At 28.5% G+C, this 15416-nt stretch carries 18 protein-coding genes; 2 read left to right on the top strand and 16 right to left on the bottom strand.

Annotation, left to right across the window (positions count from 1 at the left end; all coding sequences use genetic code 11):
* The 15 genes from PKV21_05260 to PKV21_05190 form a co-directional block, all read right to left on the bottom strand.
* The coding region (locus PKV21_05260) for a hypothetical protein (GenBank protein ID HOM26897.1) at positions 1–1273 on the bottom strand (1273 nt) is incomplete at its 3' end.
* The gene (locus PKV21_05255; GenBank protein ID HOM26896.1) at positions 1266–2021 is read right to left on the bottom strand and encodes an IclR family transcriptional regulator; all 756 of its coding nucleotides are present in this window, start codon (positions 2019–2021) and stop codon (positions 1266–1268) included. The genes PKV21_05260 and PKV21_05255, both read right to left, overlap by 8 nt.
* A gap of 52 nt (positions 2022–2073) precedes the next feature.
* Positions 2074–3129 (bottom strand): radical SAM protein, encoded by a 1056-nt coding sequence (locus tag PKV21_05250; GenBank protein HOM26895.1) that lies wholly within the window; start codon positions 3127–3129, stop codon positions 2074–2076.
* A gap of 71 nt (positions 3130–3200) precedes the next feature.
* A complete protein-coding gene (locus tag PKV21_05245; GenBank protein ID HOM26894.1) occupies positions 3201–3665 on the bottom strand; it encodes a hydrogenase 3 maturation endopeptidase HyCI in 465 nt (154 codons plus the stop codon).
* Positions 3623–4282, bottom strand: a complete 660-nt coding sequence (gene hypB, locus PKV21_05240; protein HOM26893.1) for a hydrogenase nickel incorporation protein HypB — start codon at positions 4280–4282, stop codon at positions 3623–3625. Before hypB ends, PKV21_05245 begins: the two co-directional genes overlap by 43 nt.
* Positions 4283–4284: 2 nt before the next feature.
* Complete coding sequence (locus PKV21_05235) at positions 4285–4542, bottom strand: hydrogenase/urease maturation nickel metallochaperone HypA (protein ID HOM26892.1); 258 nt, start codon at positions 4540–4542, stop codon at positions 4285–4287.
* Entirely contained in the window at positions 4543–4872 is a 330-nt protein-coding gene (gene mnhG / locus PKV21_05230) for a monovalent cation/H(+) antiporter subunit G (protein ID HOM26891.1), read from the bottom strand.
* Positions 4865–5119 (bottom strand): monovalent cation/H+ antiporter complex subunit F, encoded by a 255-nt coding sequence (locus PKV21_05225; protein ID HOM26890.1) that lies wholly within the window; start codon positions 5117–5119, stop codon positions 4865–4867. Before PKV21_05225 ends, mnhG begins: the two co-directional genes overlap by 8 nt.
* Positions 5116–5598, bottom strand: a complete 483-nt coding sequence (locus tag PKV21_05220; protein HOM26889.1) for a Na+/H+ antiporter subunit E — start codon at positions 5596–5598, stop codon at positions 5116–5118. Before PKV21_05220 ends, PKV21_05225 begins: the two co-directional genes overlap by 4 nt.
* Before the next feature lies 1 nt (position 5599).
* Positions 5600–7069, bottom strand: coding sequence for a proton-conducting transporter membrane subunit (locus PKV21_05215; protein ID HOM26888.1), 1470 nt, complete (start codon positions 7067–7069; stop codon positions 5600–5602).
* A complete protein-coding gene (locus tag PKV21_05210; protein HOM26887.1) occupies positions 7066–7416 on the bottom strand; it encodes a sodium:proton antiporter in 351 nt (116 codons plus the stop codon). The genes PKV21_05215 and PKV21_05210 overlap by 4 nt, the downstream gene beginning before the upstream one ends.
* The gene (locus PKV21_05205; protein ID HOM26886.1) at positions 7413–7886 is read right to left on the bottom strand and encodes an MnhB domain-containing protein; all 474 of its coding nucleotides are present in this window, start codon (positions 7884–7886) and stop codon (positions 7413–7415) included. Before PKV21_05205 ends, PKV21_05210 begins: the two co-directional genes overlap by 4 nt.
* A complete protein-coding gene (locus PKV21_05200; GenBank protein ID HOM26885.1) occupies positions 7879–8412 on the bottom strand; it encodes a DUF4040 domain-containing protein in 534 nt (177 codons plus the stop codon). Before PKV21_05200 ends, PKV21_05205 begins: the two co-directional genes overlap by 8 nt.
* Positions 8406–10247 carry a proton-conducting transporter membrane subunit gene (locus PKV21_05195; protein ID HOM26884.1) on the bottom strand — a complete coding sequence of 614 codons (1842 nt, stop codon included), beginning with the start codon at positions 10245–10247 and terminating at the stop codon, positions 8406–8408. Before PKV21_05195 ends, PKV21_05200 begins: the two co-directional genes overlap by 7 nt.
* A complete protein-coding gene (locus PKV21_05190) occupies positions 10237–11610 on the bottom strand; it encodes a proton-conducting transporter membrane subunit (GenBank protein HOM26883.1) in 1374 nt (457 codons plus the stop codon). Before PKV21_05190 ends, PKV21_05195 begins: the two co-directional genes overlap by 11 nt.
* Positions 11611–11855: 245 nt before the next feature.
* Here PKV21_05190 and PKV21_05185 point away from each other — a divergent pair, with 245 nt between their 5' ends.
* Positions 11856–12296, top strand: a complete 441-nt coding sequence (locus PKV21_05185; protein ID HOM26882.1) for an NAD(P)H-dependent oxidoreductase — start codon at positions 11856–11858, stop codon at positions 12294–12296.
* Positions 12293–14584 carry a carbamoyltransferase HypF gene (gene hypF, locus PKV21_05180; protein ID HOM26881.1) on the top strand — a complete coding sequence of 764 codons (2292 nt, stop codon included), beginning with the start codon at positions 12293–12295 and terminating at the stop codon, positions 14582–14584. The genes PKV21_05185 and hypF overlap by 4 nt, the downstream gene beginning before the upstream one ends.
* Here the strand turns inward: hypF and PKV21_05175 are convergent.
* A partial coding sequence (locus PKV21_05175; protein HOM26880.1) for a tetratricopeptide repeat protein occupies positions 14581–15416 on the bottom strand: 836 nt, incomplete at its 5' end. The genes hypF and PKV21_05175 overlap by 4 nt on opposite strands.

Here is a 15416-nt window from a genome sequence, read left to right as displayed (position 1 = left end):
TTTCTATTTTCTCTTTTTCCGGCTTTCTTATAATTTTAATTTCAGGCAATTTAGCACTAACAAGAACTGTTGTATAAAATGTATCTTCCTCCCAAATTCCAGTTTTCTGTGCGACAAGATTATCATCTATCTTTGTTCCTGTAATTCCTGAATAACCATTTAAATCAAAGTAATGAGCAATTTCAAAAGCAGTATACTGAATCAATCTCCATTTTATATAGTTTTCAATCTCTGTATTTGTATCAGCAGGTTTTTTAATTCCTATAGAGATAATAGAAGAAACATCAGGAAGATGAAGAGATGGATTTATAGAAAAATCATTTTTGAAAAAATTCTTTTCCTTTATACAGAAATAATCTATTTTGTATTTTTTAAGTATTTTTTTAATTTCTTCAATTCTAATCTCTTTTTTTTCTTTTTTCCTTCTCGGAGCCCTACAATAATTTTTATCATAATATCTTTTTTGTGGTATCATACAGAACTTTAAACAGCTTCCTTCCTCTCCTGCAAAAGAACCATATTTTTCAAGGTTTTCAAGAATTACATCCTCCTCAACTTTTTCAGGTATTTTCAAGGCAAGATTTAAACCAAAATTTTCAGCCCATCCACATCTCCATTTATTTGTATCAGGAAATTTAAAAAACTTACCTCCAATTTCTATCTCATTTATTTTTTTTACTTCTTTTCTGAAAGCATCTACAGGACAATTTTTAACACATTCCATACATTTATCACATAATTTTTCTCCTTCATACATAGGGTCTGGTTCTAACTCTGCCTCAGTAATAATTGTTACAAGACGGACCCTTGGACCAAATTCAGGATGTAAAAATAGACCACTCCAACCAATCTCGCCAAGTCCTGCAGCAACTGCTGCGTATCTATGGGCAATATCAGGTGCAAAATGGACCTTTAAATCCTTATAACCTTTATACCTCCATATATTGCTTGATACTATTGGAAGTGTCTTATATCCTTTGTCTTCAAGAAATCTTGCTATTGAAAAAGAAATATCATCAAGTTTTGGATTCATAACAGAACTTTGACTTCCATAAGGTCCCATATTATGAGGGGTTGGTTCTCCACCAAGTTCAACAGATGCGTCAAGATGATGAATTCCACAGACAATAACACTTTTACTTTCAGGAAGAAGACCTTTTGGACTCATTCTTTCTGGTGCATTTTTAAATCTTTCAACATCTGCTATTCCAACAATATCTGCTCCAATTTTTTTTGCATATTTTTTAACCTCTTCTGTTAATTTTTTATTCATATTTACCTCCAAGTTTAATAGTTATTTCTTCACCTGCTTTTTTAAGTTCATTTGTTATCTTTTCCTTATTTTCTCCTTTAAACCTTATTTTTGGAAGATAAACTCCAAGAGAAGCAACTATTTCTTTTTTGTTGTTAAAAATAGGAACTCCAATTGCAATTGTGTTTTCTTTTTCAATAATTTCAATTTTATTTTTCCTTATTTTCTCAAATTCCTTTTTCAATTCTTCATAATTTTTAATATTTTTCCAATTTTCTTTTGGATAACCATTTTTTCTGATATATTCCTTAACTTCCTCTTCAGGAAGGTAAGAAAGTAAAATTCTTCCTGTTGCTGTTAAATAACAAGAGAATTTTTGAAACATATTCAGATTTACATTCAAAATATGTCCTTCATAATTTGCCTGTGCAATTGTATATCTTTCTCCTTTATAAAAAATACCAAGAACAACTGATTCTTTAATTGTTTCTGCAAGAGATTTCATAACAGGTTCTGCAACTTTAAGAAGAATATTTTTATTAATAAGGGGTGAAAAGATATTTAGAAGTTTGTCAGAAATTTTATATTTTTTCGTTTTCTCATCCTTACATAAATAACCGAGGGAAAGAAGAGTGGATAAAAGAGAGTGGACTGTTGTAATCTTTAAATTCAAAATTTTGGAAATTTCACCAACAGAATAGCCCTCATTTTTTCCACTTGCAATAACCTCAATAATTTTCATAATCTTTTCAACTACCTTTACTTTCATTTTATTCCTATAATATCGTATTTATTCAATAATATCATAAAAAAATTTTTTTTCAAATTAAGTTTAAAAGATGCAGATTTCCAATATGTAATTTTTTGAGATATTTTTTTGCAATATTATAACATTTATAAAGAGTTTCTTTTGGAGTTACAGGTAAATCTTTTAAATAAAATTCAGGATAAAAAATTAAAAGTGAATAGGGAATTTCATGACTTAAATCTGAAATGAACTTTGATATTTTTTCAACTTCAATTTCATCAATATAATAAGGAACAAGAAGAGTTGTTGCTGTCAGTAATGGATAATCCGCTTTTTTTAAAAATTCTTTAGCAATCAATTTAAAATTCTGGTATGTTTTTTTATTTGAAACACCCGTTAAAACAATATTCAAATTTTCATCAAATGCTTTTAAATCAAATTTAATTATTCCTTTACTTTTAAGAGCAATTTCTCCTATTTTTCTTACAAAATCTTCATTTCCGCTACCATTCCATTCAAAACAGATCCTTATTTTTCTTTTTTTCATTAATTCTTCACAGAAATTAATGATAAAAGGGAATTGCGGTTCTGGAGAACCTCCAAAAAAACAAATACAGTAAACTCTATCATCAATAGCCCATTTCAGTAAATTTTCAATAGATAAAATTTTTCCTTTCTCAATATATTTATGGGAATAATTCTGGCAAAAAAGGCAGTCAAATGAACAACCATAAAAAAATACAGCAAGATTATATTTCCCTTTCCCTTCAATATCTGCACCACAGAACCATTCAGCACAGCAATTTGTTGGAATTGGGTCATAATAAAAATCAAGGACTCCTTTATCCTGACTGACTTTACTTTTTAAAAAACCATTAAAGTTTTCTCTTAATCCACAATATCCTTTTTCTTTTTTACCAATTGAACACCTGTTAAAACATAATTCACATTTAAATCCATTTTCAGTTTTTGGAGGGAATGCTGGAAGATTAAATCCTTCTCTTACTTTTTTATGAACATAATCTGCCAGAGAAATTGCTTCTTCTGGTTTTTGTCTTATACATTCAAGACAGATACCAAGATTTTCTGAAAGTAATTTTTCCTTTTTGCATATCTTACAGTATCCCATTTGAATTGAATTTTACCACAAAAAATTACCCTTCAAAAACCTTATCCTGTCTTAATTTCCAAAGTCCACCTTTAAGGTGGAAGAAGGACTAAAAAGGTTTTAATAATTTTTTCTATTGTTTCTGATACTTTTTGACTTATATTTTCACCAAGTTTTATTTTTTCTGGTTGAATTCCAAGTATATAAATTTCAATATTATCTATCAAATTCTTTAAAAGTGGTATTGAAAAATTATGGGTTGAAATTGTTGTATCCTTAATCTGCTCTGGTTTAAAAATCCTAAAATCTCCTGGAAAAGAACCGAAATCAATTGCATCTATTATGAGTATAAAAGGAGGATTGAATTTTTTAATAACTCCTATGTAATTTTCAGGATTTATTTCTGCATCTATAACAAGTAAATTTTCATTCTTTACTTTTTCTTTTAGTTTTTCAGCAATTATACTTCCAGCAGCATCATCCCCTTTTAATCTGTTTCCAATCCCAATAATTGCTACTTTTTCTCCCTTTTTAATCCTTTCAAGTATTCTATCCATTCAGAAAAGTTTTCACCTGTTTTTGAAGAAAGTTTTATAAAGTATGTATCAGGTGATATTTGTTTAATTTCTTTTTTAAATTTTTCAATATCAAATTCAATATATGGGAGAAGGTCAATTTTATTTAAAATACAGATATGAGAAACTTTAAACATAAGGGGATATTTAGAAACTTTATTTTCGCCTTCTGTAATTGAAGAGACAACAATATTTTTTTCTGTACCTATTTCAAATTCAGCAGGACAAACAAGATTTCCAACATTTTCAATAAAGAGTATTTCAATTTTTTCAAGTGGTAAATTCAATATTCCATTTTTTACCATATTTGCATCAAGATGGCATCCACCTCCTGTATTTATCTGAACAACTGGAATATCAAATCTTTTAAATCTTTCTGCATCAAATGTTCCTTCAATATCTCCTTCAATAACTCCAAATTTAAATTCTTCTTTAAGTATTTCTATTGTTTTTTCAATAAATAATGTTTTTCCACTTCCAGGAGCACCCATTACATTAAAAGAAAAAACTTTATTTTTTTCAAGAATATCTTTTACCTCTTCTGCAATTTTTTTATTTTCTTCAAAAATACTTTCTTCAACCTTTATGACTTTAAACATTTCTATACCTCAATTTCAATATTTTCAACTATGTATTCTCTTTCAGACGGGTTTAAACTCCTTTTTACCTCAATTTTTGTATCCTTATAAATTTCTTTTTCTTTTGTTATTGAGGAAAAAATAAAATTTAAATTTTCTTCATCAAGACAACTGTAAGGATTTATTTTGATATTTATTTTAAGAACTTTTTTTGCATTATTTTCCTCACAAACTCTTTCAACTATTTTAAGAATATTGTTAACAACAGAGAGTTCATGCATTCATTTTTCTCCTTCAAGTAATTCCTCTTCTATTTCTGTCCCTTCAACAGGTTTTACTCCTGAAACAAAAGCACCATAGGATAGAGCATGAGCAGCGGTTGGAGAATTTAAAAACAAAAAGACAATACAGAGTAATGCTTTAAAACCAATACTTGAAAAACCACTTATTAAAAATGCACCAAAAAGAATTGCTCCAGCACCAAGAGTGACACATTTTGTAGATACCTGAAGACGGCAGTAAACATCAGGCATTCTGACAAGACCAAGGCAACCGAGAAATACAAATAAAAGTCCTATAAATATTAAAAACCATCCTATAAGTTCAATCATCAAATTTCCTCCCTTCAAGAAATTTAGCAAGTGTTATTGTACTCACAAAGCCAAGAATACTCCAGGCAAGAGCAATGTTCATATAAAAATCAATTCCTGTTATAAGAGAATAAAATACACAGTAAATGATAATAATTAATCCGAGTATATCAATACCAACGCTTCTATCCGCAGCAGTAGGTCCTCTGACTATCCTATAAACACACATAGCAACACAAATTCCGATAAATATAAAAATTGTATTCATTCAAAGACCCTTTTTAAAATTTTTTCCATAATTCCAACTATGTTTTCCTTCTGTTTTCCCTTTTCATAAGTATAAATATAAATCCAGTGAATGTAAAGATATTCATCTGTTATTTTAAGTGTAAAAGTTCCTGGTGTTAATGTTATAGAGTTTGCAAGTATGGTTCTTGCAAGATTTGATTTTAAATCAATTGGTATTTTAACTATACCTGGCTTTATTGGTAATCTTGGACTTAAAACCCTGTAAGCCATAAGGATATTTGCTTTAATCATATAATAAACAAAAACAAAAATATATTCAATGAAATAGATATACCTTTTTATCTGAAATACCTTTCTGTCAATTTTAAACTCTTTTCTGAAAATAAATGCAACAAAAGCACATACAAAAAGACCTATGATTATATTTAAAAACTCAATATTCCATGTTAAAATCATCCATACAATAAAAGTTAAAATAAAGATTACAAAAAATTCCATATCATCTCTCCCCTATTTGTATATAAGAAAAATTTTGCATTACACCAACTGCTTTATCAAGATAAATTTTAACTTCTGGAAGTAAAATTAGTCCTCCAAAAAAAATCAAAATACTTAAAATAACCATTGGCATTAAAAGATTAAAGTTAACTTCTTCAAATTTTTCTCCTTCACCTTTACTGTCAAAAATATTTCTCTTAAGTTTAAGAAAATATCCAAGGGTTATTACTGAAACAATAACACATATAAAGGCAATTCCGTAATAAAATGACTTAATAGCAGCAATTATAATTATAATTTTACTCCAGAAACAACCAAAAGGTGGAATTCCTGAAATAGAAAGCATACCTATTGAACCGGTTGCTGTTGTATATGGCATTTTGTCAGAAAGTCCTTTTAATTCCTCAATTTTTGTTGTTTTATATCTGTATTCAATTGCTCCTGAATTTAAAAAGAGAAGAGATTTTGAGAAAGAATGATAAATAAAATGTAAAATGGCACCAAGATATCCGTAATATCCACCTATTCCAAGAGCAAGTGCACAATAACCAATCTGGCTTATACTTGAATATGCATAAGTTCTCTTTATATCTATCTGGTCTATTGCCATCAGAGAACCGAAAATCATAGAAATAAGTCCAAGAGCCATTATTATAATTTTACTTTCAGGGAAAATTATAAATATATTTGTGATTATTCTTACAAGCATATAAAAACCTGTAACTTTAATAAATAAACCAGAAAGTATTGCTGAAACAGGTGAAGGAGCAAGTGAGTGAGCATCGGGAAGCCAGAAATGAAACGGGAAAAGAGCGGTTTTTAGAGCAAAGCCAGAAATAAACAGTCCAAGTATGAACAACAATTGTATTTTATTTATATTTAATATTGCACTCATAAAATCACTTATATTTAAAGTCCCTGTTTTCCCGAGAATCAAACCAATTCCAATAAGTATTAGAGTTGAACCGATAAAACCAATCATTGTATATTTAAGAGACGCTTCAAGTTCTTCTGTTCTCAATCCAAAAGCAACAAGAATGTATGAAGCAATTGAAGAAATTTCAAGGAAGACATATATATTGAAAAAGTCCATACTTATTAAAATACCGTTTAATCCAGCAGATATCAGGGAGAAAAGAATGTAAAAGTAGCCAGGTTTGGTATACTTTCTCATATAGGAATTGGAAAACCAGCAAATAACAGGTAAAACAAAATTAACAACAACAAGGAATATATAAGAAAGAGCATCCACCATTAAAGTTATACCTATTGGAATCTGCCAGTTACCAACAAAATATATAATTCTTTCGTTTAAAAATACATATTTTCCAAGAAGAATAACAGATATAAAAACAAGGATTGAAAAAGATAAACAGGCAATCCCTGATAGTTTTTCATCTTCTTTCCATATAAGTGCAATCAAAAATGCTGAAAGTAAATATAAAATAACTGGAAAAACAATTAAATTCATCCTTTTAACCTCCTTATTTTTTCAAGGTCAAAAGTACCGTATTTTTCATAAATCCTTATTGATAAAGCAGCAAGAAAACATATAATTGATAAATCTATAACTATGGAAGTTAAAACAAGTGCCTGAGGTAAAGGATTTACTGCTCTTTCTACAAATTCTTTTATATCCATCCCCGGAACAAGTATTGGCTGAATTCCTCCGCTCTTATAACCAAGAACTATAAAAAATAAATTGACTGCATAACCTATTATATTCATTCCAATAATCATCTTAATTATATTTTTTTTAGCCATCATTCCGTATATCCCGATAAAAAACATAAAAGCAATAAATATGTAAACAATCATTTAATATCTTCCTCCTTTTCGTAAAATTCAATTTTGTTTTCTTTATGGATTATTCTTGCCATTGAAAGTAAAGTTATTCCAAGGAATAAACTTGTTCCAACTTTAAGTCCTATTGCAATATTACTGAACAATAAATTTCCTCCACTCCAAAGTGAAAAGAGTTTACCTTTGTTAAAAATATTTAAGAAAAATACACCACCAGCAAAACCGATTAAAGATACAGATAAAAACATAATCGCTCCAATGTCATGTAAAATATCACTTTTATAAAGGGATAGTTTAGATAAGACCTTTTCTCTTCCATATGCAAGAAGCAAAAGTACAAATGAAGCAGAAATTATAACACCCCCGGGAAAGCCACCTCCTGGAGTTAAATGTCCATAAAAAATAACTGAAATACCAAAAATAATAATGAATGGAACAACTATCTTACTTATTGTCTTTACAATTTCACTCATACCCTTATTCATCTTTTTTTCCTTTTTTTCTTAAAAGAACCATAACGCCTATAATTGCAGTGAATATAACAGTTGCTTCACCTATTGTATCATATCCTCTGAAATCAAGAACTATTGCTGTCACTGCATTTGCTGATTTTAATTTTTCCGTTGCAAGATATAAATACTCTTTTCCAACCCGCATATTTGTATTTCCAAATTCAGGGAATATAAAATTAGAATAGGAAATAAAAGTGAGAATTGAAATTACAAATATAAAAATGAAGAGAAAAACATAAACCTTTGAAGAAGTCATATCTGCAGTAACATCCCTTCCTGTAATTGCACATAATAAAATAATTAATGCCAAAACTTCAACAACAAGTTGTGTTATTGCTATATCAGGAGCACCAAGAATTAAAAAGTATATACTTATAAGCATTCCAACTGTTCCAAGAGAAACAAGAGAGGATATAAGTTTTCTTGAAAATACAGCAACCATAGAACCAATTACCATCATGGAAAGCAAAAACACATGAAAAAATATATTGGTTACCATCTTTTTAATACCTCCATTATAAATATCAAACCAGCCATAATCCAGAAAATATATCTTGGTAAAAGTCCATTTTGAAAAGTCCTGAATTTTTCTGTAATAAATAGAATAATTTCCCTTCCTTTTTGATAAATTACATCGCTGAAAAAAATCTCAATTTTATTTGAAATCCTACTTGAAAAATTGAAAAGTTTTTCAGAAATCCTGTAAGAGTCAAATAATCCTTTCCTTTCAATTTCATAAAAGTCCTTTATACCATTTGTTTCATAAACAGTTTTGTAAAAATGAGAACCGTCAAAATCAGTTATTTCTTTTGGTATGTTTTCACCTCCAACAAAAACTTTCTTTTCTTTAAATTTTCGTGTCTGTCTTGATAAATAAATATAACCGGCAAATAAAACAAGTATTGAAAGATATCCCCAGAAACTTATAAAATTAATAAGTTTTATATTCAGAGTTGGAATACTTCCTATAATCGGGCTGAATATTTTATTTATGACAAGGGAAGGAGAAATCCCGAAAACTATACAACCAAGGGCAAGAAATCCAAAAGGTATTATGATAAGCGGTGTCCTTTCATTAATTTTTTCTTTAATTTCACCCTTTCCAACTCCAAGAAATGCATCATTTAATACTTTAATGAAAGAAGCCAGTGTTAAAGCACTTCCAAGTAAAGAAATTATCATTGCAAAAATTGATATACCTGTTTTCTTTTCAAGAAGTGCCTGACATATTATCCATTTTGAAACAAAACCATTGAAAGGTGGAATTCCTGAAATAGATAGTGATGCAATTGAGAAAGTATAAAAAGTAAATGGTAATATAGAAGAAAATCTTCCATATTTTTCAAGTTCTCTTGAATGTGTCATTTTTATTAAGATACCTGCTCCAAGGAAAAGAAGTGATTTAAATATTGAGTGATTTAGAAGATGATAAAGACCTCCACATAATCCAATTGAAGTTCCACAGGCAATTCCAAGGAAGATATAACCAATCTGGCTTATACTGTGATATGCAAGCAATCTTTTAATATCATGCTGTATTAAAGCAAGTAAAACTCCTGATAAAAGTGTAATCATTCCAGTAATAATCATTAAATTTTCCCAGGCAATAGACCATCCTGGTTGAAAAATAGTAAAATAAAATTTAATAAAAGCATATATTCCCATTTTGCTTGCAAGACCTGATAGGATTGCGCTTATTGGGGTTGGTGACGAAGGATATGTTTCTGGAACCCAACTATATAAAGGGAAAAGCCCGCTTTTAACACCTGCTCCAATAAAAATTGAGAAGAAAAATAAATGCTTCCATATAATCCCTTTTTCAATGAAATTTACTCCTATAATTCCAAATAAAAGGAAAATACTTCCAGCACCGGTCATTACAATATATTTTATTGAAGCATTTTTTGACTCTTCTGTATTTTCATAAAGAACAAGAAAGAAACTTGAAATTGTCATCAATTCCCAGAAGACATAAAAATATATTAAAGAACCTGATAAAACTACACCAAGCATTGAACCTGTAAAAAGGAAAAACAAAGAATCATAAACAAAATTTGCAGATGGATTATACCACTGAGAGTAAATTATGCAGAATAAACTTATAGCAGAAATTAATATTGCAAAAAATATACTTAAATTTTCCCAGTTTGGTAATGTACTGGAATGAAGGGCGACAGAGTATTTCAAAATATAAATAGATGAAATGAGTACTAATAAAGAACCAAAAATAGAAAGATATTTTCTGATATTCCTGCCAATTCCATAAAATAAAAGATTAAGAAACGAAAAACCAAAACTTACAAAAACAGGTAAAAATAACAATTTAATATCCAAAAATTCCTCCTTTAACAAAAAATAACATTATACCTATTAAAAAAGAAAAAAGACCAAGTGTTAAAATAGAAAAAGTCATTATTTTTGAGCCCTTATAATTAAAATCAAAATTAGAAGTTGCATTTTCAAATATAAAAACATACTTAAATGTTCTCCATAAATATAAAAGTGTAAGTATTGAACTTATAATTAAAAAAAAGCCAGCAAACAGTAAATGATTTTTTAAGACGCCCATTATGATATTGATTTTACCAAAAAAACCAGCAAAAGGTGGAATTCCTATAACAGAAAACATTGAAAAAAGATACCCAAAAGTTAAAAAGGGCATATTTTTCATAACTCCACCCATTTTTGTTATATCTTTTGTTTTAAAAACTTTTTCCATAAGTCCTGCAGTTAAAAATAATCCTCCTTTTCCAAGAGCATGTGCAATATAAAAAATTAAAGACCCTGATATGCCTGTATTATTAAAAGTAAGGATACCTGTTATTAAAAATCCAAGTTGACTTACAGTTGAATAAGCAAGAATTTTTTTAAAATCATTTTCAATCAAAGCAACAATACCTGCTATTAAACTGCTGAATATACATAGATACAATGCCCAGACAATATTTCCTTCAACTGTTAGTGTCTTCCAGAAAATCCTTAAAAGTCCATAAATACCAATTTTTACAAGAACTGCTGCATGAAGAAATGCAGTAACAGGAGTGGGAGCAACTGAAGCATCTGGAAGCCATGTATGAAAAGGAAAAGTTGCTGATTTTGTTATAACCCCTATAAAAAACAAAAGAAAAACAAAAGGAGAAACAGAAATGCCTTTCATTTCAGAAAGAGAAAAAGTCCCTGTAATTGAATATATGTATGCAAAAGATAAAAACATAATTCCAGCACCTGCAACTGTTATCATAAATGCTTTGTCTGCTTTCAGAAGATGCTCTTTTTCTCTATAAAACCCGATTAATCTATAAGAACATAGACCTGCAATTTCCCAGAAAAAATAAAGAGAAATTAAATTGTCTGAAAAAATAACTCCGAGCATACTTCCGAGAAAAATCAAACCCCAGAAACTGAAATAATCCCTTTCTTTTTCCTCTTTAAAGTATCCAAAGGAATAAAGAAAAATTAAAAAAGCAATAAAGCATGATGTAATTGAAAAGATTATTCCAAGGTCATCATATATGAATAAAATACCACCCAAATCAAACTTCATTTCATAAACATTTTCTGTAATTTGAACAAAATAAAAAATCAGTAAAATTTCTATAAGTGTAATTAAAGTTGCAATAAAAAGAGAAAATCTCTTTGGAAAAAACTTTCTCAAAAATGCTCCTAAAAAAGGCAAAAGTAAAATTAATAGTATCATTTTTAAAATTTCTTTACTTTGTGAAAAAAATCACAAATAAAAATGTAAATAATAATATACCCTAAATTTTTTTTTGTCAAGTAAAATTTTCTTTCAGGTTAAGATAGGTGAAAAAGAAAAATTTTTTCTATTTGTATTTTATCAACTTCTAAGGAGAAAATTATGTTTGATGTAGAGATTTTTGAAAACTTGTTAGATTTAAAAAATATAAATGATAAAATAAAAATGAAAACAGGAGGTGAAAAATGAGAAAAATATTGATTGTTTATTATACTCTTGGTGGAAATACTGAAAAAGCAGCAGAAATTATAAAAAAAGGAATTGAGAGTGAAGGGCTTGAAGTAGTACTGAAAAAGGGAATAGATGCAGATATTGACGATTTACTTTCCTGTGATGGTATAGTTATTGGTTCGCCTGATTATTTCAGTTATATGGCTGGAGGACTGAAGGACTTTTTTGACAGGACTTTTTATCCTTCAAGGGGAAAAGTTGAAGGAAAACCATATTTTGCCTTTTTAACTCATGGTGGAGGTGGAAAAGCAATTGAAAGTATAGAAAAAATTGCTGCAAGTTTTAAATTTAAAAAAGTTTTAGACCCGATACTTATAAAAAATGCACCAAATAAAGAAGATGAGGAAAAACTTATAGAAGCAGGAAAGAAGTTTGCAAGGATTATTAAAGGATGAAATTGGAAGAAAGATATAGAATTTTGGTAAAAGGAAAGGTTCAGGGAGTTGGTTTCAGACCTACTATATACAGATATGCAAAAAATTTGGGTTTGAAAGGATATGTTTGTAATACAGGAAGTGGTGTTTTGATTGAAATAGAAGGAGAGAAAAACAAAATTGAATATTTTATAGAAAGAATAAGAAAATCCCCTCCTTCAAAAGCAGAGATAAAAGAAATAGATATAAGAAAGATAGATATTAAAAATGAGAAAGATTTTTTTATACTTAAAAGTAAAAAAGAAGAAACAAGAGAAGTTGAAATATCTCCTGATATAGCAACCTGTGAAAAATGTTTAAGAGAACTTTTCAATCAAAAAAATAGAAGGTATCTTTTTCCTTTCATTAACTGTACTGATTGTGGTCCGAGATTTACAATTGTAAAAAAAGTTCCTTATGATAGAAAAAATACAACTATGGATGAATTTATTATGTGTGATACCTGTCAGAAGGAATATAAAGATGTTTATTCAAGAAGATTTCATGCCCAACCAAACTGCTGTTTTACATGCGGTCCAACTTTAAAACTTTTTGATAATAAAGGGAAAGAAGTTGCTGAAAATGTTGATGCTATTAAAAAGGGCTCAGAATTAATTAAAATGGGGAAAATATTGGGAATTAAAGGAATTGGTGGTTATCATCTTGCATGTGATGCTGAAAATGAAAAGGCAGTTAAATTTTTAAGGGAAAGGAAGAAAAGATACGGGAAACCATTTGCTTTAATGGCAAGAAATTTAAAAGTTATAGAGAAATTCTGCTATATAAATAATTTTGAAAAAAAGTTGCTGAAATCCTGGCAGACACCAATTGTCCTTCTGAAAAAGAAAAATGAAATCCTTCCTTATGAAATTGCACCTGAAAACAATTACCTGGGATTTTTTCTTCCCTATACACCTGTTCATCACCTTTTATTCCATTTTGGTAAGAATTTAAATGTTCTTGTTATGACAAGTGGTAATTTTTCAGAAGAGCCAATTATTTATGAAGATGAGATTGCTTTTAAAAGATTAAGTGGTATATGTGACTTTTTTTTGACCCATAACAGAAAAATTTATATAAACTGTGATGATTCTGTCTTAAGGATTTTCAATAAAAAGATTTATTTTATAAGAAGGTCAAGAGGATTTGTTCCATCACCTGTTGAGATACCTTATACTTATAATAAAATAATTTTTTCAGCAGGAAGTGATATGAAAAATACTTTTTCTTTTACAAAGAGTAAAAATGTTTATTTAAGTCAGCATATAGGAGACCTTGAAACTGAATTATCAATTGAATCATATAAAAAGTCAATAAACCTTTTCAAAAACATTCTTGAAGTTGAGCCAGAGATAATTGTCTGTGATATGCATCCAGGATATTTTTCTTCAAAAATAGCAGAAGAAATTTTTCCTGATAGGGAAAAAATATATGTTCAGCATCACCACAGTCATATAACTTCCTGCATGGCAGACAATTTCTTAAAAAATGAAAAGGTAATTGGAGTTGCTTTTGATGGGACTGGATATGGACTGGATGGAAAAATTTGGGGGGGAGAATTTCTTATATGTGATTATGAAAATTTTGAAAGGATTGGACATTTAAGATACTTCCCTTTACCTGGAGAAATATCAATTAAAGAGGTATGGAGAATAGGAACAGTTTATCTTTATATGGTATTTGGGGAAGATTTCCTGAATTTAGATATAGATTTTGTAAAAAAGATAGATATGAAAAAATGGGGTATAATAAAGAAGATGGTTGATAATAATATAAATACTTTTTTAAACTCAAGTTTTGGAAGGTTTTTTGATGCTGTAAGTTCAATTTTAAGTATAAGAGAGAAGATTGATTATGAAGGGCAAGCAGCAATAGAACTTGAGATGAAGATTGAAAAAAATAAAAATTTAAAACCTTATGAGTATAAAATAAATAAAGAAAAAACTGGTTATATCATAGAGCCGGAAATGATTTTAAAAGGAATAACGGATGATTTGAAAAAAGGATTAAAAACAGGTGAAATTTCATACAGATTTCATATAACTGTTTCAGAAATAATTAAGGATATGTGTAAAATTTTGAGGGAGGAAAGAGATATAAATAAAGTTGCTCTATCAGGAGGAGTTTTTCAAAATATGTTTTTACTGAATGATACTTTAAAAAAACTTAAGAAAGAAAAGTTTGATGTTCTGATTCATAATAAAGTTCCTGTAAATGATGGTGGTATTTCACTCGGTCAGGCAGTTATAGGTATTTTTAAAAAGAATTAGTTATTTTTTTTAAGTATTTGAAGATTTGTTTTTGCAGGTTTATAATCCGGGTTTTTCTTTAATATTTCTTCCCATATATTTTTTGCCTTTTCTTTTTCACCAATCATTGCATAACATAAACCAATATCGTTTAAAGTATCTAAATCATCAGGCTTTAATTTGATTGCTTCTTCATAGAGAATGAGTGCTTTATCAAATTTTCCTGTTATTTTATAGAAAAAGGCAAGATTTTGAATATTTTCATAATTATTTGGATTTAGATTATATGCTTTTGTTAGATGTTTTTCTGCTTCTTCTTTATTGCCTGTATTGAAATAACTTATTCCAAGTAATAAATGTGAGAGGTCATCATTTGGGTCTATTGATACTGCAATTTTAAAAAATTTTATACTTTCTTTAAAATTATCATTTTCGTAAAATATTCTTCCGGCAAGAACATAAGATGGTCTGTAAGTTGGATTTTTTTTAATACATTTATCTAAAAGTTCAAATATTTCTGTAAGTGATTTTTTTCTCTGATTATAATAAATTGTGGCAATAGAACATAAAGCAAATGGATTATCAGGGTCTATTTCAAGAACCTTTTCATAATAATTTATTGCTTCATCATATTTTCCAATGTTAGCATAACAGGAAGCAATACCGAGATATGGAAGTTTTTTATTTTTGAATAAATCAATGGATTTTGAAAATAATTCAAGTGCTTTTTCATAATTTTTCATTCTGTAATAAATTGTTCCTAAATTATAATAAAGTTTACCATCTTCAAATCCCCACTTTAATGATTTTTCATAAAAACTTATCGGGTCCAGCCAGTCATAATTTCTTAAAA

The organism is bacterium (assembly GCA_035371905.1).
Lineage (GTDB): Bacteria > Ratteibacteria > UBA8468 > B48-G9 > JAFGKM01 > JAMWDI01.
This window is presented reverse-complemented; position numbering and strand designations above follow the sequence as displayed.

Coding starts and splice junctions, on each gene's coding strand:
- PKV21_05250 (HOM26895.1), bottom strand. CDS start 3,129: ATGGGATACTGTAAGATATGCAAAAAGGAAAAATTACTTTCAGAAAAT.
- PKV21_05200 (HOM26885.1), bottom strand. CDS start 8,412: ATGGTAACCAATATATTTTTTCATGTGTTTTTGCTTTCCATGATGGTA.
- PKV21_05205 (HOM26886.1), bottom strand. CDS start 7,886: ATGAATAAGGGTATGAGTGAAATTGTAAAGACAATAAGTAAGATAGTT.
- PKV21_05255 (HOM26896.1), bottom strand. CDS start 2,021: ATGAAAGTAAAGGTAGTTGAAAAGATTATGAAAATTATTGAGGTTATT.
- PKV21_05220 (HOM26889.1), bottom strand. CDS start 5,598: ATGGAATTTTTTGTAATCTTTATTTTAACTTTTATTGTATGGATGATT.
- PKV21_05225 (HOM26890.1), bottom strand. CDS start 5,119: ATGAATACAATTTTTATATTTATCGGAATTTGTGTTGCTATGTGTGTT.
- PKV21_05210 (HOM26887.1), bottom strand. CDS start 7,416: ATGATTGTTTACATATTTATTGCTTTTATGTTTTTTATCGGGATATAC.
- mnhG (HOM26891.1), bottom strand. CDS start 4,872: ATGATTGAACTTATAGGATGGTTTTTAATATTTATAGGACTTTTATTT.
- PKV21_05185 (HOM26882.1), top strand. CDS start 11,856: ATGAGAAAAATATTGATTGTTTATTATACTCTTGGTGGAAATACTGAA.
- PKV21_05245 (HOM26894.1), bottom strand. CDS start 3,665: ATGGATAGAATACTTGAAAGGATTAAAAAGGGAGAAAAAGTAGCAATT.
- PKV21_05215 (HOM26888.1), bottom strand. CDS start 7,069: ATGAATTTAATTGTTTTTCCAGTTATTTTATATTTACTTTCAGCATTT.
- PKV21_05235 (HOM26892.1), bottom strand. CDS start 4,542: ATGCATGAACTCTCTGTTGTTAACAATATTCTTAAAATAGTTGAAAGA.
- hypF (HOM26881.1), top strand. CDS start 12,293: ATGAAATTGGAAGAAAGATATAGAATTTTGGTAAAAGGAAAGGTTCAG.
- PKV21_05190 (HOM26883.1), bottom strand. CDS start 11,610: ATGATACTATTAATTTTACTTTTGCCTTTTTTAGGAGCATTTTTGAGA.
- hypB (HOM26893.1), bottom strand. CDS start 4,282: ATGTTTAAAGTCATAAAGGTTGAAGAAAGTATTTTTGAAGAAAATAAA.